The sequence below is a fragment of the Myroides odoratus genome (assembly GCF_001549985.1).
GTDB lineage: Bacteria > Bacteroidota > Bacteroidia > Flavobacteriales > Flavobacteriaceae > Flavobacterium > Flavobacterium odoratum_A.
Genome location: NZ_LROZ01000006.1, coordinates 203,550 through 224,343, shown reverse-complemented (window position 1 = coordinate 224,343; position 20,794 = coordinate 203,550). Strand labels below are relative to the sequence as shown.

The 20,794-nt window shown below is 35.0% G+C and carries 32 protein-coding genes; all 32 read right to left on the bottom strand.

All coding sequences use genetic code 11. The features are described 5' to 3' along the window. Nucleotide 1: 1 nt before the first annotated feature. The 32 genes from AWV75_RS09140 to rplW all read right to left on the bottom strand — a co-directional run bounded on the left by AWV75_RS09140 (nucleotide 2) and on the right by rplW (nucleotide 20,788). A complete protein-coding gene (locus tag AWV75_RS09140) occupies nucleotides 2–2,125 on the bottom strand; it encodes a TonB-dependent receptor plug domain-containing protein (protein ID WP_060874053.1) in 2,124 nt (707 codons plus the stop codon). A 141-nt stretch (nucleotides 2,126–2,266) separates the two neighbouring features. Continuing rightward, complete coding sequence (gene ctlX, locus AWV75_RS09135) at nucleotides 2,267–3,202, bottom strand: citrulline utilization hydrolase CtlX (RefSeq protein WP_060874052.1); 936 nt, start codon at nucleotides 3,200–3,202, stop codon at nucleotides 2,267–2,269. Nucleotides 3,203–3,212: 10 nt separating this feature from the next. Continuing rightward, complete coding sequence (locus AWV75_RS09130; RefSeq protein ID WP_060874051.1) at nucleotides 3,213–4,127, bottom strand: dimethylarginine dimethylaminohydrolase family protein; 915 nt, start codon at nucleotides 4,125–4,127, stop codon at nucleotides 3,213–3,215. 231 nt (nucleotides 4,128–4,358) lie between these two features. Beyond that, entirely contained in the window at nucleotides 4,359–5,645 is a 1,287-nt protein-coding gene (locus tag AWV75_RS09125) for a citrate synthase (protein ID WP_060874050.1), read from the bottom strand. A gap of 279 nt (nucleotides 5,646–5,924) precedes the next feature. After that, nucleotides 5,925–7,214 (bottom strand): phosphopyruvate hydratase, encoded by a 1,290-nt coding sequence (gene eno, locus AWV75_RS09120; RefSeq protein ID WP_002987478.1) that lies wholly within the window; start codon nucleotides 7,212–7,214, stop codon nucleotides 5,925–5,927. 113 nt (nucleotides 7,215–7,327) lie between these two features. Then, nucleotides 7,328–8,437, bottom strand: a complete 1,110-nt coding sequence (gene carA / locus AWV75_RS09115; RefSeq protein ID WP_060874049.1) for a glutamine-hydrolyzing carbamoyl-phosphate synthase small subunit — start codon at nucleotides 8,435–8,437, stop codon at nucleotides 7,328–7,330. Between the two features lie 101 nt (nucleotides 8,438–8,538). After that, entirely contained in the window at nucleotides 8,539–9,018 is a 480-nt protein-coding gene (gene rplQ, locus AWV75_RS09110) for a 50S ribosomal protein L17 (RefSeq protein ID WP_002987480.1), read from the bottom strand. A 33-nt stretch (nucleotides 9,019–9,051) separates the two neighbouring features. After that, the gene (locus AWV75_RS09105) at nucleotides 9,052–10,044 is read right to left on the bottom strand and encodes a DNA-directed RNA polymerase subunit alpha (RefSeq protein WP_060874048.1); all 993 of its coding nucleotides are present in this window, start codon (nucleotides 10,042–10,044) and stop codon (nucleotides 9,052–9,054) included. Between the two features lie 25 nt (nucleotides 10,045–10,069). Beyond that, nucleotides 10,070–10,675 (bottom strand): 30S ribosomal protein S4, encoded by a 606-nt coding sequence (gene rpsD, locus AWV75_RS09100; protein ID WP_002987483.1) that lies wholly within the window; start codon nucleotides 10,673–10,675, stop codon nucleotides 10,070–10,072. A gap of 84 nt (nucleotides 10,676–10,759) precedes the next feature. Next, entirely contained in the window at nucleotides 10,760–11,143 is a 384-nt protein-coding gene (gene rpsK, locus AWV75_RS09095) for a 30S ribosomal protein S11 (RefSeq protein ID WP_002987484.1), read from the bottom strand. A gap of 11 nt (nucleotides 11,144–11,154) precedes the next feature. Beyond that, complete coding sequence (gene rpsM, locus AWV75_RS09090) at nucleotides 11,155–11,529, bottom strand: 30S ribosomal protein S13 (RefSeq protein ID WP_060874047.1); 375 nt, start codon at nucleotides 11,527–11,529, stop codon at nucleotides 11,155–11,157. 2 nt (nucleotides 11,530–11,531) lie between these two features. After that, nucleotides 11,532–11,648, bottom strand: coding sequence for a type B 50S ribosomal protein L36 (ykgO, locus tag AWV75_RS18480; protein WP_002987490.1), 117 nt, complete (start codon nucleotides 11,646–11,648; stop codon nucleotides 11,532–11,534). A 13-nt stretch (nucleotides 11,649–11,661) separates the two neighbouring features. Continuing rightward, complete coding sequence (infA, locus tag AWV75_RS09085; protein WP_002987492.1) at nucleotides 11,662–11,877, bottom strand: translation initiation factor IF-1; 216 nt, start codon at nucleotides 11,875–11,877, stop codon at nucleotides 11,662–11,664. Between the two features lie 5 nt (nucleotides 11,878–11,882). After that, nucleotides 11,883–13,229: a preprotein translocase subunit SecY gene (gene secY, locus AWV75_RS09080; protein WP_060874046.1), complete on the bottom strand. Its 1,347-nt coding sequence runs from the start codon at nucleotides 13,227–13,229 to the stop codon at nucleotides 11,883–11,885. 16 nt (nucleotides 13,230–13,245) lie between these two features. Beyond that, nucleotides 13,246–13,698 carry a 50S ribosomal protein L15 gene (gene rplO, locus AWV75_RS09075; protein ID WP_002987495.1) on the bottom strand — a complete coding sequence of 151 codons (453 nt, stop codon included), beginning with the start codon at nucleotides 13,696–13,698 and terminating at the stop codon, nucleotides 13,246–13,248. A 12-nt stretch (nucleotides 13,699–13,710) separates the two neighbouring features. After that, nucleotides 13,711–13,893 (bottom strand): 50S ribosomal protein L30, encoded by a 183-nt coding sequence (gene rpmD / locus AWV75_RS09070; protein ID WP_002987496.1) that lies wholly within the window; start codon nucleotides 13,891–13,893, stop codon nucleotides 13,711–13,713. 11 nt (nucleotides 13,894–13,904) lie between these two features. Continuing rightward, entirely contained in the window at nucleotides 13,905–14,429 is a 525-nt protein-coding gene (gene rpsE, locus AWV75_RS09065; protein WP_002987497.1) for a 30S ribosomal protein S5, read from the bottom strand. A 6-nt stretch (nucleotides 14,430–14,435) separates the two neighbouring features. Further along, the gene (gene rplR / locus AWV75_RS09060) at nucleotides 14,436–14,786 is read right to left on the bottom strand and encodes a 50S ribosomal protein L18 (RefSeq protein WP_060874045.1); all 351 of its coding nucleotides are present in this window, start codon (nucleotides 14,784–14,786) and stop codon (nucleotides 14,436–14,438) included. 11 nt (nucleotides 14,787–14,797) lie between these two features. After that, on the bottom strand, nucleotides 14,798–15,340 hold the full coding sequence (gene rplF / locus AWV75_RS09055; protein ID WP_060874044.1) for a 50S ribosomal protein L6: 543 nt from the start codon (nucleotides 15,338–15,340) through the stop codon (nucleotides 14,798–14,800). 17 nt (nucleotides 15,341–15,357) lie between these two features. Then, complete coding sequence (gene rpsH / locus AWV75_RS09050) at nucleotides 15,358–15,756, bottom strand: 30S ribosomal protein S8 (RefSeq protein ID WP_002987500.1); 399 nt, start codon at nucleotides 15,754–15,756, stop codon at nucleotides 15,358–15,360. 22 nt (nucleotides 15,757–15,778) lie between these two features. After that, nucleotides 15,779–16,048, bottom strand: a complete 270-nt coding sequence (rpsN, locus tag AWV75_RS09045; RefSeq protein ID WP_002987503.1) for a 30S ribosomal protein S14 — start codon at nucleotides 16,046–16,048, stop codon at nucleotides 15,779–15,781. Between the two features lie 5 nt (nucleotides 16,049–16,053). Further along, complete coding sequence (gene rplE / locus AWV75_RS09040; RefSeq protein ID WP_060874043.1) at nucleotides 16,054–16,605, bottom strand: 50S ribosomal protein L5; 552 nt, start codon at nucleotides 16,603–16,605, stop codon at nucleotides 16,054–16,056. Between the two features lie 2 nt (nucleotides 16,606–16,607). Further along, the gene (rplX, locus tag AWV75_RS09035) at nucleotides 16,608–16,925 is read right to left on the bottom strand and encodes a 50S ribosomal protein L24 (RefSeq protein ID WP_060874042.1); all 318 of its coding nucleotides are present in this window, start codon (nucleotides 16,923–16,925) and stop codon (nucleotides 16,608–16,610) included. 12 nt (nucleotides 16,926–16,937) lie between these two features. Then, entirely contained in the window at nucleotides 16,938–17,306 is a 369-nt protein-coding gene (gene rplN / locus AWV75_RS09030; RefSeq protein WP_002987507.1) for a 50S ribosomal protein L14, read from the bottom strand. A gap of 2 nt (nucleotides 17,307–17,308) precedes the next feature. Continuing rightward, nucleotides 17,309–17,566 (bottom strand): 30S ribosomal protein S17, encoded by a 258-nt coding sequence (gene rpsQ / locus AWV75_RS09025; RefSeq protein ID WP_002987508.1) that lies wholly within the window; start codon nucleotides 17,564–17,566, stop codon nucleotides 17,309–17,311. A 17-nt stretch (nucleotides 17,567–17,583) separates the two neighbouring features. Continuing rightward, on the bottom strand, nucleotides 17,584–17,775 hold the full coding sequence (rpmC, locus tag AWV75_RS09020) for a 50S ribosomal protein L29 (RefSeq protein WP_002987509.1): 192 nt from the start codon (nucleotides 17,773–17,775) through the stop codon (nucleotides 17,584–17,586). Between the two features lie 12 nt (nucleotides 17,776–17,787). Next, nucleotides 17,788–18,207 (bottom strand): 50S ribosomal protein L16, encoded by a 420-nt coding sequence (rplP, locus tag AWV75_RS09015; protein WP_002987510.1) that lies wholly within the window; start codon nucleotides 18,205–18,207, stop codon nucleotides 17,788–17,790. A gap of 18 nt (nucleotides 18,208–18,225) precedes the next feature. Next, nucleotides 18,226–18,948, bottom strand: coding sequence for a 30S ribosomal protein S3 (gene rpsC, locus AWV75_RS09010; protein ID WP_002987511.1), 723 nt, complete (start codon nucleotides 18,946–18,948; stop codon nucleotides 18,226–18,228). An 8-nt stretch (nucleotides 18,949–18,956) separates the two neighbouring features. Continuing rightward, nucleotides 18,957–19,367: a 50S ribosomal protein L22 gene (gene rplV / locus AWV75_RS09005; protein ID WP_002987512.1), complete on the bottom strand. Its 411-nt coding sequence runs from the start codon at nucleotides 19,365–19,367 to the stop codon at nucleotides 18,957–18,959. A 9-nt stretch (nucleotides 19,368–19,376) separates the two neighbouring features. Beyond that, a complete protein-coding gene (rpsS, locus tag AWV75_RS09000) occupies nucleotides 19,377–19,655 on the bottom strand; it encodes a 30S ribosomal protein S19 (RefSeq protein ID WP_002987514.1) in 279 nt (92 codons plus the stop codon). Between the two features lie 11 nt (nucleotides 19,656–19,666). Next, nucleotides 19,667–20,491, bottom strand: a complete 825-nt coding sequence (rplB, locus tag AWV75_RS08995) for a 50S ribosomal protein L2 (protein ID WP_060874041.1) — start codon at nucleotides 20,489–20,491, stop codon at nucleotides 19,667–19,669. Between the two features lie 6 nt (nucleotides 20,492–20,497). Further along, a complete protein-coding gene (gene rplW, locus AWV75_RS08990; RefSeq protein WP_060874040.1) occupies nucleotides 20,498–20,788 on the bottom strand; it encodes a 50S ribosomal protein L23 in 291 nt (96 codons plus the stop codon). Between the last annotated feature and the right edge of the window lie 6 nt (nucleotides 20,789–20,794).

Here is a 20,794-nt window from a genome sequence, read left to right as displayed (position 1 = left end):
ATTAAAATCCTAATTTATATTGTAATTTAATAAAGAAACTCGTTCCATATCCAATTGGTATTGCTGTAGCTCCTCCTCCGTGTGCTGTAGCCCCACTAGTAGATGACCTAATATCTTTAATATCAAATAAGTTTCTCACTCCAACAGTTGCGTACAACATATTTTTGAAAAATGGTTGTCTCACACTAAAGTCTAACCAAGAATAACTTTCTTGTTTTCCTTTCACATAATATTCACCAAACTCATCCGATCCTTTTTTGAATCGTTCTTCTTCTCCATTAAATTTATAGTATAGAGAGAAATTCGTCCCTGTTTTTGCCAAACGATAATTGATATTTGCAGTTACCTCTGGGGTATATAAGAATTTATCTGTTCCTTTGGGTGCTTTATACATCTCTTGTGATACGCCAGACATGGTGAATCCTAATCCAAAATCAAAAGCATCCCAGCTCAATTGACTTAAAAAGGTCACTCCAATATTGCGGTATAAATCTGTATTTTCATACACGTACTTTAATCCCTCTGGATTTACAACTTCAATTAAATCAATTTTATCTGAAACTTCTAAATAACGTCCTGTTAAGCTATTATTTATTTCAATATTATCTGCTAAAGCAAATGTTTTCTTGAAATTTAAAAATGCTGTTTTTCCTTTCTCAGGATTTAAATTCTCATTTCCTTGTAAATCGTGATTCACGTCTACAAAATAAGTATACAATTCTTCGTAGTTAGGTAAACGCGGTGATGTACCGATAGTACCTCTAATTTCATAATCACCTGGAAGTACATACTTCAATACCAAACTCAATGCATGCTGACTATTAAATGTATTCGAAGTCATCAAACGATACCCTGGACGCACCATCAATCTAGGCAATACATTAATCTCAGAAGAGGCATAGAAATCATAACTTCCCAATGATTTTTTCTGTGGATTTTCGGCTAATTGCTCAGACATAGCAGAATAACCATTGGTATAGGCTACTTCATATCCAACTTGAAACTTAGCTGTTTCTAGTTTGATGAAGTCACTGAATGTACCTCTAGAGAAAAACACTTCTCTACTTTCACTTTTATACGAACTTCTATCATATTTTTCATCATACATAATACGATATCTGTATTTGTCCGTTTCACGTTCTTGCTTCTGGTAAGAGAACGATAAATCAAAGCGGAATAAATCTTCTAAATTTCCTGAAGTGTTTAAAACATTAGACCAACGCTTCGTATTTAAAATACGATCATTTGCTACAGGATTAATAGTTTCAAAAACAGGATCTTCGTTTATATTGAAGAGCTTAGCATAATCTTTCATTCGCTCATCAAACAGCTCGAACTTGTAGTATACGCGATACGAATTTTTGTGATAGTTTAAAAATCCTTTGATATTATTTTGATTCTTAGGCAACCATTCATGCCCTCTTTTATCTTCATCACCATAATAAGTGAATCCTTCACGGTCGTTATACCATCCTTTAAAATCAGTATGAGTATACGAAAGACTAGCATATAAATTATCATTGATGTTATGTCCCATTGTAATTCCCTGTGTATGCTTTCCTTTATTCTTCCAGTCATACTCATTACCTACGGTTTCTTCTTGTACAAAGAAGTTGACATTCCAATCGTTAACGTTATTCTTTTTGGTGATGATATTGATAATTCCTGTTACCGCATTAGCTCCATAGTCAACTCCCATTGCTCCTTCAACGATTTCAATCTGCTCTACATCATCAAGATTGATTTGCGTTAAATCGGTATTATTCCCAAATCCTTCATCCGAAATCATGGGTACATTATCAATTAGAATAGTAAAATATTGGGCATCTAGGCCAAACATTTTTACAGTTGATCTACCCGAACCTGCATTAGGTAAAATAGAAATATTCATTACTTGATTTAAAGCATCCGCTAAGGTAACAGCACCTAAATTTTCAATTCTTTGTCTATTTAGAATAGTTACGTTATTGATAGCTTTATTGATCGACTGCGGATTATATTGACCTGAAATTACAATTTCTTCCAACTTTTGTTCAGGCTCTTTGATCGTATCATTTGTTTGAGCAACTACAGTCGAACTTAAAGTAAGTAAGGTACCTGTTGCAAGCAGTAGTGAACGTTTCATTTATATGTAAAGTCTTTTATTTAGATAGATTCTTAATTGCAAAGATAAGAAAATATATTATTTAAATTGATTTTAAATAATATATTTTTAATAAAAAAAGCGAAGTTAACAACTTCGCTTTTCGATCTATACGCTGAGCTTCTAATTTTTAGGTAAGAACACTTCTGCCATCATGCATCTTGCACTTCCACCACCACATGCTTCAATAGTATCTAAGCTGCTGTGTAGAATTTTTGCGTGCTTTTCAAGTGTTTTAATCTGTCCATTTGTTAAGCTATTAAAAGCTTGTGTAGACATTACCAAGTATTTTTCATCATTTGCACCTAAAACTTGTAACATATTACCCGCAAAATTATTTACTTGATCTTCTGTAATAAGAACAATTTCTTTTCCTGATTCTTTTAAGTGATTCAAAACAATTTTTCTTTCTTGTTTATCGTCAATAGTATCTGCACAGATAACGGCAAATGTATCTCCTAAACACATCATTACATTGGTGTGGTAGATATTTTTACGTTCTCCATTAACGGTTTGGAATGCTTCAAAGATAACTGGATTCATTTCAAAGTCTTCACAGAACTCAATCACTAAGCCTTCATCTGCACGTGGAGATAAAGCACAATAAGCGATTTCATTCGTTCTGTCTAACAAAAGATTCCCTGTTCCTTCTAAAAACAAATCATCTTCTTCTGCTGAAGTATAATCCCAAATATCGTTGATTTCAAAGCCTTGTTCCTCTAAAATATCCAAGATATCTTCGCGTCTTTCCAATCTTCTGTTTTCAGCAAACATTGGATACAAAACAACTTCTCCAGATTCGTGGAAAGAAATCCAGTTGTTTGGAAAAATACTATCTGGTGTATCCGGATCTACTGTATCATCAACTACCGTAACCTGTACTCCTACTGCACGTAATTTATCTACGAAAGCATCAAATTCTTGCTGTGCTTTTGCATTTACTGTTGCTGGTGTCAAATTATCTAAAACCTTTTGGTAATAGTTATTCACTGCTGTTTGCTCATTCATGCGAAAAGCAACAGGACGAATCATCAGAATATTATTTGTTATCTGTTTCATACTATTCAAATTAATCTCTTATTAAAGGCAATGTAGAACATCTCAATAGCCCTTCTTGCTTCGCAATTTCGGCATATGGAATTTCCTCTACTGTAATATTATGGCTTCTTAACCAATTGTTCAAGCGCGTAAAGTTTCGTTCTGAAACTACCACGTCAGGGGCAATAGAGAAGATATTTGAATTCATGTGATACATTTCTTCTCTTGTAATTTGAAACAAATTCGCCTCACCAAAGATATCAACTAAATATTGATATTCCTTCTCATCATAAAAACCTCCTTTATAGATAATGGCTTTATCCAAACCTACCGGTTGGAAACAACAATCTAAATGCAAGGCATTATCTCTAGGCTCTACTTTTGATTTAACTAAATCAAAACTCTTGATTGTTTTATTTGGAAATAATTCACGAATAAATTCAACCCCCAATTCATTGGTACGAGCAGTAATATAATTGCGATAATCAGGACGTTTGTATGATCCAATAAAGATATGATCGTTCCACAACATTACATCACCACCTTCGAAATGCATTTCCTTTGGTGCGGATATAATATCGTTGGGATTTATTTGATCTAAAACGTAGTTTATAGCGTCTAATTCTCTGTCTCGATCGGGAAGTATATTGGCTTTGATAAATTTATTATCAATCACGAATCCAATGTCTCGAGTAAAGATTTGATTATAGTTTTCAATGATTTCAGGTCGGTAAACCTTTACCTCGTATTTTTCAAAAACCTGATTAAAGGCTTCCATCTCACGCACCATATCGGCTTCAATAGGATACGTTCCTGCTTTGATATGCTCTAGTGATTTGGGATCATAAGCTTCTTCAATTGTTGGGGTGGGTCCATTACTAACGGCAGTGCCTAGGACCACAGCCCGCAAACGAGAGGTTTCATTTTTTACATTTAATTGTAACATATGCTGTCATTTTGTACAAATATAGTAAAACCCCTTTTGATAAAAAGTTGTTTTTGTGTGTTTTTACTTTTTTCTAGTAGTATGATGAAAGTATGCCTAATCCTATTAAATTTTCATTGAAATAGCTGTTCACATAGATTAGAACACTTCTTATCACCTCTTATCACTCCTAACCAATAAAAAAAGGAAATGATTGCTCATTTCCTTTTCTATTTTATGCTGGACAGAAAATTATTTTCTTTGGTCCATTGGAACAAATGCTCTTAAAGGCTCTCCAACATACAATTGACGTGGACGTCCGATAGGCTCTTTGTTGATTCTCATTTCTTTCCATTGTGCGATCCATCCTGGTAAACGACCGATAGCAAACATTACTGTAAACATCTCCGTTGGGATACCTAATGCTCTGTAGATAATTCCAGAGTAGAAATCTACGTTTGGATATAAGTGACGATCTACAAAGTACGGATCTTTTAATGCTGCTGCTTCTAATTGTTTAGCAATATCTAAAACAGGATCATCAACTCCTAATTTAGCTAATACTTCATCTGCTGCTTTTTTAATGATACGTGCTCTTGGATCGAAGTTTTTGTAAACGCGGTGACCGAATCCCATTAAACGGAATGGATCATCTTTGTCTTTCGCTTTGTTGATATATTTCTCAACATCACCACCATCATTTTGGATTGCTTCTAACATCTCAAGTACTGCTTGGTTAGCACCTCCGTGAAGAGGTCCCCAAAGAGCAGATACTCCAGCTGAAATTGAAGCGAATAATCCAGCATGCGATGAACCTACCATTCTTACTGTAGCAGTAGAACAGTTTTGTTCGTGATCCGCATGTAATATAAATAATTTATCTACTGCATTTTTAACAACTGGATCCATTTCATAAGGTTCCGTTGGCAAAGCAAACATCAACTGTAAGAAACTATCTACGTAACTTTTTGTGTTATCGTAATAATTCAATGGGTATCCTTTTGCTTTTCTATAGGTCCACGTTGCAATAACTAAGAATTTACTCATCGTTTTGCAAACAGCTTCATATAAGCTCTTTTCACAGTCTGCATCAACAACTTTTGGATTAAAAGCCGTTAGCGCACTTGTTAAAGAAGCTAATACCCCCATTGGGTGTGCTGTTTTCGGGAATCCGTCTATGATATTTTTCATTTCTTCGTTTACTAACGAATACTTGCGAATATCTTTTTCAAATTGAGTTAATTGCTCTTGTGTAGGTAACTCTCCGAAAATAATTAAATAAGAAACTTCTAAAAAGTTAGATTTAGCAGCAAGGTCCTCGATTGAATAGCCTCTATATCTTAAAATTCCTTGTTCTCCATCTAGGAAAGTAATTGCACTTTGGCATGAACCAGAATTTTTATACCCTGGATCTAAAGTGATAGCCCCTGTTAAAGCACGTAATTTTAAGATATCAATTGCTACTTCGTTTTCAGTACCAACTAATACTGGCAGTTCGTGTCTTTGACCATCAACTTCTATAAAAGCTGTTTTAGACATATTGTTATTTTTTATTTACTTTTTATTTATATAATTAAACATTTAAAATGTTTTTTGCAGTTGGAAAGATAAGAAATATTATGCTTACATACAAGATATAAAAGCTAATAATAATCATTGATTCACAACATTTTCGACACAATTTCTATAAAAATATATTGTTATAAACAATTGTATTTCAATCTACAATATACTATTAAAAAAATAATAAATAAATAGATTTTTTACAAAAAAAGCTCCAACATCATAAGTTGGAGCTTTTTTATTAATTTGCTAAAATTAATTGATTTTGAATGCTTTTTCTTGTGGATAATAAGCGACATCACCTAATTCTTCCTCAATACGAAGCAATTGGTTGTATTTTGCCATACGATCCGAACGCGAAGCAGAACCTGTTTTAATTTGACCACAGTTTAAAGCTACTGCTAAATCTGCAATTGTACTATCTTCAGTTTCTCCTGAGCGATGTGACATTACAGAAGTATATCCAGCATTTTTCGCCATGTTAACTGCTGCTATCGTTTCGGTCAATGTACCAATTTGATTTACTTTAATTAGAATTGAGTTTCCAATACCTTCATTGATTCCTCTTTCTAAACGCGTAACATTCGTTACGAATAAATCATCACCTACTAATTGTACTTTATCTCCGATTTTTTCTGTTAAGTATTTCCATCCTTCCCAGTCATCTTCATGCATTCCATCCTCAATAGAAATAATAGGATATTTAGCGGCTAATTCTGCCAAATAGTCTGCTTGTTCTTGTGAACTGCGTACCTTGCCTAAATCGCCTTCAAATTTAGTATAATCGTATTTTCCATTTACATAGAATTCAGAAGCTGCACAGTCTAAAGCAAGCATGATTTCATCTCCAAAACGGTATCCTGCATTCTCTACGGCAACTTTAATTGAATCTAATGCATCTTCTGTTCCTTTTAAAGTAGGAGCAAATCCTCCTTCATCACCAACAGCTGTACTTAATTGTCTGTCGTGCAACACTTTTTTCAAGTGATGAAAAATTTCAGTTCCCATTTGCATGGCATGTAAAAACGTAATTGCTTTTACCGGCATAATCATAAACTCTTGGAAAGCAATAGGAGCATCAGAGTGAGATCCACCATTGATAATATTCATCATGGGTACAGGAAGTGTATTTGCAGATACACCACCTACATAACGGTATAAAGGCATGCCCAATTCAGCTGCTGCTGCTTTAGCCACAGCTAAAGAAACACCTAAAATTGCATTAGCCCCTAAGTTTCCTTTATTTGGTGTACCATCTAAATCAATCATCAACTGATCGATATAATTTTGTTCAAATACGCTTAAACCTACAATATTTTCAGCAATAATTGTATTCACGTTCTCAACTGCTTTTAAAACGCCTTTACCCATAAAAGCTTTTCCACCATCTCTTAATTCGACAGCTTCGTGCTCTCCAGTAGAAGCTCCTGACGGAACAGCAGCTCTTCCTAAACTTCCATTACTTGTAATCACATCAACTTCAACAGTTGGATTACCTCTAGAATCTAAAATTTGACGTGCGTGAACGCTTAAAATTGTACTCATAATTAAAGTGTGTGTTATTAATTAGTCTAGGACCCCTTGTGGTTGATGGTCCAAGACTATTGTGTTGTGTATTTTACTTTTTCAAATCCTTCTTTAGCATGAAAAGGATCAATTTAATTTTGACTCATATTCGAAACGAAATCGTCGAATAAATATCTTGAATCATGTGGTCCAGGACTAGATTCTGGGTGGTATTGTACAGAGAAAACTGCTTTGTTTTTCATGCGAACACCTGCCACAGTTTGGTCATTTAAATGTAAATGTGAAATTTCTAACGTAGGATGGTTTGTCAACTCCTCTTTAATCACGGCAAATCCATGATTTTGAGACGTAATTTCTCCTTTACCAGTCAATACATTTAATACTGGGTGATTTACTCCTCTATGTCCACTGAACATTTTGTATGTACCCACACCTTGAGATAAACAAATTAACTGATGTCCTAAACAAATACCAAAAACAGGTAAATTTCCTTCTACAACTTGTTTAACTACCGTTAATACTCCTTTATCCGCTAATGCTTGTGGATCACCAGGTCCGTTAGACAAGAAGATTCCATTCGGATTGAAAGCAAGTAAATCTTCATATGAACTATTGTATGGAAATACTTGAATATAGCAATCACGTTCTGCTAAACAACGTAAAATATTTGTTTTGATACCCAAATCTAAAACAGATACGCGGTATTTGCTTTCTGGGTTCCCATAAAAATAAGGTTCTTTTGTTGAAACCACAGAAGAAAGTTCCAATCCTTCCATTGAAGGCACTTCTTTCAATAAAGCTTTTAATTCCTCTACTGATTTACCATCTGTGCTTAAAACTGCGTTCATAGCACCATTATCACGGATATAAGCAGTCAAAGCTCTTGTATCCACATCAGAAATAGCAACTAATTGATGTGCTTCAAAATAATCGTATAAACTACCATCTGCCCCAGGGCGAGAATATTCGTAGCTAAAGTTCTTACATACTAAACCAGCAATCTTGATTCCATCAGAATCCACTTCATCAGCATTGACTCCATAGTTTCCGATATGTGGATTTGTAGAAAGCATAATTTGTCCGTAGTATGACGGATCAGTAAATACTTCTTGGTACCCTGTCATTCCAGTATTAAAGCAAATTTCACCAAATGCTGTTCCCTTAATACCAATTGATTTCCCATAAAAAACGGTGCCATCTGCTAAAACAATGATACCGTCTTCTTTTCTTTTATATTCCATGTGTAAGTTGTATTGTAGTGATGCAAAAATAAAGCAAAAAAAAGGACATTCTAAAAAGAATGTCCTTTTAATTTTATAATGAAAACATATATAATGAATTATTATTCATTTGTTTCTGTTTCAGTTGTAGTAGCTTCAGCTTGAGGAGCGTCAACAGTTTCAGCTTTCTTTCTACCTCTACGAGTAGTTTTCTTAGCTTCTTTCTTAGCTACATTGTAGATTTCGTTGAAGTCAACGAATTCAATCATAGCCATATCAGCGTTATCCCCTAAACGGTTACCTAATTTGATGATACGTGTATATCCTCCTGGACGATCACCAACTTTTTGAGCAACCTCTCTGAACAATTCAGTAACAGCTTCTTTGCTTCTCAAGTAAGAGAAAACAACACGACGATTATGAGTATCATCTGTTTTAGATTTAGTTACTAATGGTTCAATATATTGTTTTAATGCTTTTGCTTTAGCTACAGTAGTATTGATACGCTTGTGCTCAATCAAAGAACAAGCCATATTAGCTAACATAGAATTTCTATGTCCAGCTTTTCTACCTAAGTGATTTATTTTTTTTCCGTGTCTCATTGCGTTATCGAATTTAGACTTTAGCGGTCTAGATTATTCTTTATCTAATTTGTATTTTGATAGATCCATACCAAAATTTAATCCTTTCACAGCAACTAATTCTTCTAATTCAGATAGTGACTTCTTACCGAAGTTTCTAAATTTCATCAAATCATTTTTGTTGAAAGATACTAAATCTCCTAATGTATCTACTTCAGCCGCCTTTAAACAATTTAACGCTCGAACTGAAAGATCTAAATCTACCAATTTAGTTTTTAGAAGCTGTCTCATATGCAATGATTCTTCATCGTATGATTCAGTTTGAGCAATTTCATCAGCCTCTAAAGTAATTCTCTCGTCTGAGAACAGCATAAAATGATGAATCAATGTTTTAGCTGCTTCTGTTAAGGCGTCTTTTGGATGAATAGAACCGTCTGTAATGATATCAAAAACTAACTTTTCGTAGTCCGTTTTTTGCTCTACACGGTAATTTTCTATAGCATACTTAACGTTCTTAACTGGAGTATAAATCGAATCTGTGAAAATTGTTCCGATTGGTGCATTTGGTTTTCTATTCTCCTCTGCAGCAACGTAACCTCTCCCTTTCTCGATTGTTAAATCCATTGTAATACTTACACTGCTTTCGCAATTGAAGATAACTAACTCCGGATTTAATACTTGGAAATTAGAAATATACTTCTGGAAATCTCCAGCAGTCATTTGTTCTTTCCCTGAAAAAGTGATACTTACAGATTCATTATCTATATCTTCCACCTGACGTTTAAAACGTACTTGCTTAAGGTTAAGGATAATTTCAGTAACATCCTCAACAACACCAGCGATGGTAGAAAATTCGTGATCAACTCCTTCGATACGTACTGAAGTAATAGCATACCCCTCTAACGAAGACAGAAGTACTCTTCTCAATGCATTACCAATAGTCAATCCATATCCCGGTTCTAAAGGTCTAAATTCGAATTTACCTCTAAAATCGGTCGAATCAATCATGATAACTTTATCGGGCTTTTGAAAATTAAATATTGCCATATTTGTTTCGACTGAATGTCAATTATTATTTGTTGTACAACTCTACGATTAACTGTTCTTTGATGTTTTCTGGAACTTGAAGTCTTTGAGGTACAGCAACGAAAGTACCTTCTAAAGTTTCAGGATTCCAAGTAATCCATTCGTAAACAGAACTAGAATTAGATAACGAACGTTCGATAACTTCTAAAGATTTAGATTTTTCACGAACAGCAACTTTATCACCAGCTTTTAATTGGTAAGAAGGAATATTCACTACTTCACCATTAACTGTGATATGTCTGTGAGAAACTACTTGACGAGCAGCTCTACGAGAAGGAGCAATTCCCATTCTGTAAACTACGTTATCTAATCTCGATTCACACAATTGAATCAATACCTCACCAGTAACTCCACGAGCAGCCGCAGCTTTCTTGTAAATATTACGGAATTGCTTTTCTAAGATACCGTATGTGTATTTTGCTTTTTGTTTCTCCATTAACTGGATAGCATATTCAGATTTTTTAGCTCTTTTTTTAGCTAATCCGTGCTGTCCTGGAGGGTAGTTTCTTTTTTCGAATGATTTATCATCTCCGAAAATAGCTTCGCCGAATTTACGAGCGATTTTTGTTTGTGGACCAGTATATCTTGCCATTTTTCAAAATAAAAAAAAGGTAGGGATTATGAATTCAGGTCACTTTCCTCCGATAATCTATCCTACCTTTGGTTATACTATAAATTAAACTCTTCTTCTCTTAGGAGGACGACATCCGTTGTGTGGGATTGGAGTAATATCGATAATCTCAGTTACTTCGATTCCACCATTATGTAAAGATCTGATTGCAGATTCTCTTCCGTTTCCTGGACCTTTAACATAAACTTTTACTTTTTTCAATCCTGCCTCAAGTGCAACTCTACCACAATCTTCAGCAGCCATCTGAGCAGCATACGGAGTGTTCTTTTTAGAACCTCTGAATCCCATTTTACCTGCAGACGACCAAGAGATTACTTCACCTTTCTTGTTAGTCAAAGAAATAATGATATTGTTGAATGTTGCATTAATATGAGCTTCACCTGTTGTTTCTACAACAACTTTACGCTTTTTTGTATTCGCTTTAGCCATATTACTACTTATTATTTAGTTGCTTTTTTCTTGTTAGCAACAGTTTTTCTTTTACCTTTTCTCGTTCTCGAGTTATTCTTCGTTCTTTGTCCTCTTAATGGAAGTCCAGTTCTATGACGGATTCCTCTGTAACAACCGATATCCATTAAACGTTTGATGTTTAAAGAAATCTCTGAACGTAATTCACCTTCAATTTTGAAATGACTTACTGCTTCACGGATAGCTCCGATCTCGTCATCATTCCAATCTTGTACTTTCTTATCTTCATCAACATTAGCTGTTGCTAAAATTTCTTTAGCTCTACTAGAACCAATCCCGAAGATATAAGTTAAAGCAATAACTCCTCTTTTGTATTTAGGTATGTCTACCCCTGCGATTCTTGCCATAATTATCCTTGTCTTTGTTTAAATCTAGGATTCTTTTTATTAATAACGTAAAGTCTACCTTTTCTACGTACTATGATGCACTCGGCACTTCTTTTTTTAACTGATGCTCTTACTTTCATTTTAATAGCCTCTTTAATATCTATAAGTAATTCTTGCTTTGGTCAAGTCATATGGACTCATTTCCAGTTTCACTCTATCACCAGGCAACAACTTAATGTAGTGCATACGCATTTTACCTGAGATGTGCGCGATAACAACGTGACCATTTTCTAATTCTACACGGAACATTGCATTAGACAATGCTTCGATTATTGCTCCGTCTTGTTCTATTGCTGATTGTTTTGCCATAAAATTTAAGCTGTCGCTCTTCTATTTTTACCACTTGTCATCATACTATCATACTGTTTGTTTAATAGATATGAGTTAACTTGTTGGATTGTATCAATTACAACACTTACCATAATTAATAGTGAAGTACCACCATAAAACATCGCCCATCCTTGTTGAACCCCTAAGATGCTTACAATGATTGCTGGAAAAACAGCAATGATTGCAAGATATAAAGACCCAGGAAAAGTGATCAATGACATAATTCTATCTAAGAAATCTGCAGTCTCTGAACCAGGTTTAACCCCTGGAATAAAACCACCACTTCGCTTCAAGTCATCTGCCATTTTATTAGTAGGTACTGTAATCGCGGTGTAAAAGTACGTAAAAATAATGATTAATAAAGCAAAAAGTAAATTATACTCCCAACCAAATACATTGTGGAATGTATTACTAATTGATTTTGCAGTATCCGAAGTTGACAAACCAGCTACAGCAGCAGGCACAAACATAATCGCTTGCGCGAAGATAATTGGCATAACTCCTGAAGCATTTAGTTTCAAAGGAATCCATTGACGGTTTCCTCCTAACATGGATTGATCATACGTTCCAGAAGTGCTTCTACGAGCGTATTGTACTGGAATTCTTCGTACAGCTAATGTCAAATAGATACAAGCTACGATAATCAATAACCATAAAATTACTTCAATAACAACTAACATTGGTCCTCCGTTATTTTCTGTAATACGTGATTGGAATTCTTGGATGAAAGACATTGGAAGTCTTGCAATAATACCAACCATAATTAATAACGAAATACCATTTCCAATCCCTTTATCAGTAATTTTTTCTCCTAACCACATGGCAAAGATAGTTCCGGCAGTTAGTATCATTACTGAAGAAAACAAGAATGAGAAAGAATTAAAACCTAGCAAAAATGCATCTGATGGCAATTGCACATACAAGTTATAAATGTAACTAGGTCCTTGTAATAAGGTAATACCGATAGTTAACCATCTTGTAATTTGATTCATTTTCTTTCTACCGCTTTCTCCATCATTTTGTAATTTTTGCAGATAAGGAACCGCAATTCCCATCAGCTGCACCACAATGGAAGCAGAAATGTAAGGCATAATACCTAAAGCAAAAACAGATGCCTGTGCAAATGCACCACCTGTAAAAACGTTAATTAACCATCCGATTCCTTGATCCGTTTGATCAGTCAACGCTTGCAATTTCGTTGCATCAATACCTGGTAGAGTTACTTGTGTACCGAAACGGTACACAAGTAATAGTCCTAATGTGATTAAGATTTTATTTTTTAACTCTTCAATTTTCCAGATACTGGCTAATGTTTCAAAAAACTTCTTCATCCTGTTCACTAAGATTTTATAACGTTACAACTTCTCCTCCTGCTGCTTCGATAGCTGCTTGGGCAGAAGCTGAAAATTTATGAGCAGAAACTTTTAATTTTGCTTTTAGCTCTCCACGTCCTAAAACCTTAACTAAACTGTTTTTAGTAGCTAATCCTAAATCAACTAATTGAGAAAAATCTACAGTATCAGTTACTTTTCCGCTATCAACAAGACCTTGTAAAGCCTCTAAGTTAATTACAGCGTACTCAACTCTGTTAATGTTTTTGAAACCGAATTTAGGTACACGTCTTTGAAGTGGCATTTGCCCTCCTTCAAATCCGATCTTTTTCGAATAACCTGAACGTGATTTAGCACCTTTATGTCCTTTTGTAGAAGTTCCTCCTTTTCCAGAACCTTCACCACGACCAACACGTTTGTTTTGGTTGTGTACTGAACCGTTTGCTGGTTGTAAATTACTTAAATTCATCTATTGCGAATATTATTTAATTTCTTCTACAGAAACTAAGTGTTGAACTTTATTTACCATTCCTAAGATTGCAGTAGAAGCATCATGTTCAACTACTTGACCAATCTTACGAAGTCCTAAAGCCTCTAATGTTCTCTTTTGGTTAAGAGGACATTTAATTTGGCTTTTTACTTGTTTTATTTTGATTTTCGACATAATCTTTCAAATTAACCTTTAAATACTTTTTCTAAAGAAATTCCTCTTTGTTTTGCAACTGTAGAAGCACTTCTTAATCGTAATAAAGCATCGAAAGTAGCTTTCACCACGTTATGTGGATTCGAAGAACCTTGAGACTTAGATAATAAATCTGTAATTCCTACAGCTTCAACTACCGCTCTCACAGAACCTCCAGCAATAACTCCCGTACCTAATGATGCTGGCATCAACAATACACGCGCTCCACTGAATTTACCTTTTTGTTCGTGCGGAATAGTATGTCCGTTTAATGGAACTTTAACTAAGTTTTTCTTAGCATCTTCAACTGCTTTAGCAATAGCCTCAGATACATCTTTAGATTTACCTAAACCGTGACCCACTACACCGTTTTCGTCACCTACTACAACAACAGCAGAAAAACCAAAAGCTCTTCCCCCTTTTGTTACTTTAGTAACACGGTTAACACTAACCAAACGATCTTTTAAATCAAGACCGCTTGGTTTTACAAATTCTACGTTTTTATAATTTTGATACATAACTAATTAGAATTTTAATCCAGCTTCTCTAGCGCCGTCTGCTAATGATTTAACACGTCCGTGGTATAAATAACCGTTTCTATCAAAAGATACAGTTTCGATACCTGCTTTTAAAGCTTTCTCTGCGATTAGTTTTCCAACCGATGCAGCAGTTTCAACATTGGTTCCTCTTGTTATCCCAGCTTCTCTTGACGATGCTGACACTAAAGTTACTCCATTTACGTCATCTATGATTTGTGCATAGATTTCTTTATTACTTCTGAATACAGAAAGTCTAGTTCTAGCAGGTGTACCGCTAACTGTCTTTCTAATTCTGAACTTTATACGTTGTCTTCTTTCAGATTTTGTTAATGACATAGTCTTAATTTTTAAGCTGATTTACCTGCTTTTCTTCTTAATTCCTCACCTACAAACTTGATTCCTTTTCCTTTGTAAGGCTCTGGCTTACGGAAAGAACGGATTTTTGCAGCTACTTGACCTACTAATTGTTTGTCGTAAGAAGTTAATTTTACTAGAGGGTTTTTCCCTTTTTCTGATATTGTTTCAACTACAACTTCAGGAGCGATATCCATCACGATATTGTGAGAGAATCCTAAAGCTAAGTCTAGCTTTTGCCCTTGGTTTGAAGCACGGTAACCTACCCCTACAAACTCTAAAGTTACAGTAAATCCTTCAGAAACACCAGTAATCATATTGTTAATTAAGCTACGGTATAATCCGTGTTTAGCTCTTTCATCTTTATCGTCAGATGATCTTTCTACAACAACTTGATTATCTTCTACTTTAACACTAACTGTATCGAATTTCTGAGTAAGCTCTCCTAATTTACCTTTAACAACAATAACGCCTTCTTGAACATCAACTGTTACACCAGCAGGAATTGTTATCGGACTTTTTCCTATTCTTGACATTTCTTAGTCTTTTTAAATTAGTATACGTAACAAACTACTTCACCACCAACATTCAATTGTTTTGCTTGTTTTCCAGTCATCAATCCTTTTGATGTTGAAACAATCGCAATTCCTAAACCGTTTAAGATTCTTGGAAGGTCAGTTGCAGAAGCGTATTTACGCAAACCTGGTTTACTAATTCTTTGGATATCTCTAATCACAGACTCTTTTGTGTCTTTATCGTATTTCAAAGCTATTTTGATTGTACCTTGAACTGTACTATCATCAAATTTATAGCTTAAGATATATCCTTGATCGAATAAAATTTTCGTGATTTCTTTTTTGAAGTTAGATGCTGGGATCTCTACCACTTTGTGGTTTGCACGCACAGCATTTCTAATTCTTGTAAGGAAATCTGCTATTGGATCTGTATACATTGTTTTTACCTTTAAATCTTAATTACCAACTTGCCTTTTTAACTCCTGGTATCAACCCTTGGTTAGCCATCTCACGGAAAGTAACACGAGAAATACCGAATTGACGCATATACCCTCTAGGTCTTCCAGTTAATTTACATCTGTTGTGTAAACGCACAGGAGAAGCATTTTTAGGTAATTTTTGTAACCCTTCGTAGTCACCAGCCTCTAAAAGAGCTTTTCTTTTATCCGCATATTTAGCTACTAATGCTTGTCTTTTAACCTCACGGGCTTTCATTGATTCTTTAGCCATAACTCTTAATTCTTTTTAAAAGGTAATCCTAATTCAACTAGTAAAGATTTTGCTTCTTTATCTGTGTTAGCAGATGTTACAAACGTAATATCAAAACCAGCGATTTTGTTTACTTTATCAATATTGATTTCAGGGAAAATAATTTGCTCAGTTACACCTAAGTTATAATTTCCTCTACCGTCGAATCCATCAGATTTGATACCAGAGAAATCTCTCACTCGTGGTAAAGCAGAAGTAACTAAACGGTCTAAGAATTCATACATTCTTTCTCCACGTAAAGTAACTTTAGCTCCAATTGGCATTCCTTTTCTCAATTTGAAAGAAGCAACGTCTTTCTTAGAAATAGTAGCTACTGCTTTTTGTCCTGTAATTTTAGTTAATTCCTCTACTGCGTAATCAACTAATTTTTTGTCAGATACAGCTGCACCAACACCACGGCTAACAACAATTTTCTCAAGTTTAGGAACTTGCATAATGTTCTTGTATCCAAACTCCTCTTTAAGAGCAGAGATCACTCTGCTACTATATTCTTCTTTAAGTCTTGGTATATAAGCCATAACTATAATACTTGATTTGATTTTTTAGAAACTCTTACATTTTTTCCATTTTCATTTCTTTGGATCGCTACTTTCGTAGTATCATTTGTTTTAGGATCTACGATCGCTAAATTAGAAATGTGGATAGGAGCCTCTTTTTTAACAATACCACCTTGAGGGTTAGTAGCACTAGGCTTAACATGCTTAGAAATGATGTTTACCCCTTCAACAATAGCTTTGTTCTTTTCGCGTAATACACGTACGATTTTTCCTTCAGATCCTTTGTGATCTCCAGCGATAACACGTACAGTATCTCCTGTTTTTATCTTTAGCTTAATCATGTTTAGAACGAATTACAACACCTCAGGTGCTAATGATACAATTTTCATGAATTGTTTTTCACGAAGTTCTCTTGCTACTGGTCCAAAAACACGAGTTCCTTTCATTTCACCTGCAGCATTTAACAATACGCAAGCGTTATCATCGAATCTAATGTATGATCCATCAGCTCTTCTAACCTCTTTTTTAGTGCGAACAACTACAGCAGTAGAAACAGTACCTTTTTTCACACTTCCGTTTGGAGTTGCGTCTTTGATACTTACTACAATTTTATCCCCTACTGAAGCGTAACGACGCTTTGTCCCACCTAATACACGGATAGTCAAAACCTCTTTTGCTCCCGTGTTATCTGCTACTTTAAGTCTAGATTCTTGTTGTACCATAATTATTTCGCTCTTTCAATGATTTCAACTAATCTCCAACATTTTGATTTAGATAATGGACGAGTCTCCATAATTCTAACTGTATCACCAATGTTGCAGTTGTTCGTTTCGTCGTGAGCCACATATTTTTTAGTTTGCTTCACGAACTTTCCATATAATGGGTGTTTTACTTTTTTTACTTCAGAAACAACAATAGATTTCTCCATTTTGTTACTAGTAACAACACCTATTCTTTCTTTTCTTTCTTTTCTATTTTCCATCTTTTGGCAGAATACAATTATTGTAACTCTCTTTTGCTTAGCTCAGTATTCACTCTAGCAATTGTTCTTCTCACCTTTCTGATTTGAAGAGGATTCTCGATTGGAGAAATTGCATGAGTAGCTTTTAAGCTATTTAATGCGTTAGTCAACTCTTTTAATTGCTCTTGTAAATCAGCTACAGATAGGTTTACTATTTCAGATTGTTTCATGATAAATTTCTATTATGCTTCGAAATCTCTAGCAATTATAAATTTTGTTTTCACAGGAAGTTTTTGAGCAGCTAAGCGTAATGCTTCTTTTGCTACAGATAGTGGAACACCACCAACCTCAAACATTATTTTTCCTGGTTTTACCACAGCAACCCAGTATTCTACTGCACCTTTACCTTTACCCATACGCACTTCAAGAGGCTTCTTAGTGATTGGTTTGTCTGGGAAAATCTTGATCCATAATTGTCCTTCACGTTTCATGAAACGAGTTGCAGCGATACGTGCAGCCTCGATTTGACGAGAAGTGATAAATGCTGAATCTAAAGATTTAATTCCGAACATCCCATTAGAAAGTTCATGCCCTCTTTGGGAAATCCCTTTCATCTTACCTTTCTGTACCTTACGGTATTTTGTTCTTTTAGGCTGTAACATTTTTCTTCAGTTTAAAAATTACTTTCTTTTGCGTTGGTTAGGTCTACCTTTACTAGATCCTGCTGGCGATTTAGATTGTTTTTTATCCATACCAGCTAACGGAGAAAGATCTCTTTTACCGTAAACCTCACCTTTCATGATCCACACTTTAATTCCCATTCTACCGTAAGTAGTATGAGCTTCAGCAAGTGCATAATCGATGTCAGCTCTGAAAGTAGATAATGGAATTCTTCCTTCTTTGAAAGATTCTGAACGTGCCATTTCAGCACCATTCAAACGACCAGAAATCATTACTTTGATTCCTTCAGCATTCATTCTCATCGCAGCTCCAATCGCCATACGGATTGCTCTACGGTAAGAAATTCTGTTTTCGATTTGACGAGCGATACTAGCAGCCACTAAGAACGCGTCAAGTTCAGGTCTCTTAATTTCAAAGATATTGATTTGAACTTCCTTATCAGTAATCTTTTTCAATTCCTCTTTCAACTTGTCTACCTCTTGTCCACCTTTTCCGATAATGATACCGGGTCTAGCAGTAGTGATAGTAACGGTTACAAGTTTCAAAGTTCTCTCAATGATTACTTTAGATACACTAGCTTTTGATAAACGAGCATGGATATACTTTCTGATTTTGTGATCCTCAGCGATTTTATCACCGTAATCATTTCCACCATACCAGTTTGAGTCCCATCCTCTAATAATACCAAGGCGATTCCCGATCGGATTAGTTTTTTGTCCCATACTGTTTATTAATTGCTTTGTGTGTTATTATTAGATCCTAATACGATTGTCACGTGATTAGAACGTTTTCTTATTCTGTGTGCTCTTCCTTGAGGTGCAGGACGAAGTCTTTTCAACATCATTCCTCCATCTACTCTAATTTCTTTTACAAAAAGTCCAGCTTCTTCCATGTTTTCTTCGCTGTTTTTTGCTTGCCAGTTTGCAATTGCAGACAAAAGTAATTTCTCTAAGTTACGAGAAGCGTCTTTTGTGCTGAATTTCAATATATTTAGAGCTTTTTCTACTTTCTGTCCTCTTACTAAATCCGCTACTAAGCGCATTTTTCTTGGAGAAGTAGGGCAATTGTTTAGCTTAGCAAAAGCAACCTGCTTATTAGCTTCTTTAATTTGCTCAGCTCTTTCTCTTTTACGAACTCCCATAGCTTCTTATTATTTTTTACCTTTATTCTTTGCACCAGCGTGACCTCTAAACGATCTTGTTGGTGAAAATTCCCCTAATTTGTGTCCAACCATGTTCTCTGTTACATATACAGGAACAAATTGACGACCATTATGTACTGCGATAGTCTGTCCAACGAAATCTGGAGTAATCATAGAAGCTCTTGACCAAGTTTTGATAACAGCTTTATTTCCAGACTCTACATTTTTAAGAACTTTCTTCTCTAATTTAAAGTGAACATAAGGTCCTTTTTTTAACGAACGTGCCATGTCTTACTCTTTTATTTCTTTCTACGTTCAACGATATACTTGTTACTCGACTTAACTTTAGAACGAGTTCTATAACCTTTAGCAGGCATCCCGTTTCTTGAACGTGGATGTCCTCCAGAAGAACGACCTTCTCCACCTCCCATTGGGTGATCTACCGGGTTCATAGCTACAGCTCTTGTTCTAGGTCTTCTACCTAACCATCTAGATCTACCAGCTTTACCAGAAACGATTAATTGGTGATCGTGGTTCGATACAGCTCCAATAGTAGCCATACAAGTTAACAAAATTAAACGCACTTCACCAGAAGGCATTTTAATTGTTGCATACTTACCATCTCTTGCTACTAATTGTGCGAAAGTACCAGCTGAACGAGCAATTACAGCTCCTTGTCCAGGACGTAGTTCAATACAAGAAATAACAGTTCCTAAAGGAATTTTACTTAAAGGCATTGCATTACCTACTTCAGGTGATGCATCTGGTCCTGAAACTACAGTTTGTCCAACTTTAAGACCAGCTTGTGCGATAACGTAAGTTTTAGCTCCATCCACATAAGCAAGTAATGAAATAAATGCTGAACGGTTTGGATCATACTCGATTGTTTTAACAACTGCAGGAACTCCCTCTTTTGTTCTTTTAAAATCGACAATACGATATCTTTGTTTATGACCACCACCTGTGTAGCGCATGGTCATTTTTCCTTGACTATTTCTACCTCCAGATTTTTTTTTCGGTGCTAGTAAACTACGCTCCGGCTTATCAGTTGTTATAGCGTCAAAACTATTTACAACTCTAAAACGCTGACCTGGGGTAATAGGTTTTAATTTTCTAACTGACATTATTTATTAGATATTTGAATAAAAGTCTATATTATCTCCTTCTTTCAATTCAACTATTGCTTTTTTGAAAGCATTAGTTTTAGCGTTAATCATACCGCTTTTTGTATATTTAACAGAACGCTTAGCACCATAGTTCATAGTATTTACGTTAACAACATTAACACCATAAGTAGCTTCTACTGCTTTTTTGATCTCAATTTTGTTCGCTTTTCTATCAACTACGAAACCATAACGGCCAAAAACTTCACCGTCTTTTGTTACTTTTTCTGTAATTATAGGCTTAATTAAAACACTCATGTTCTT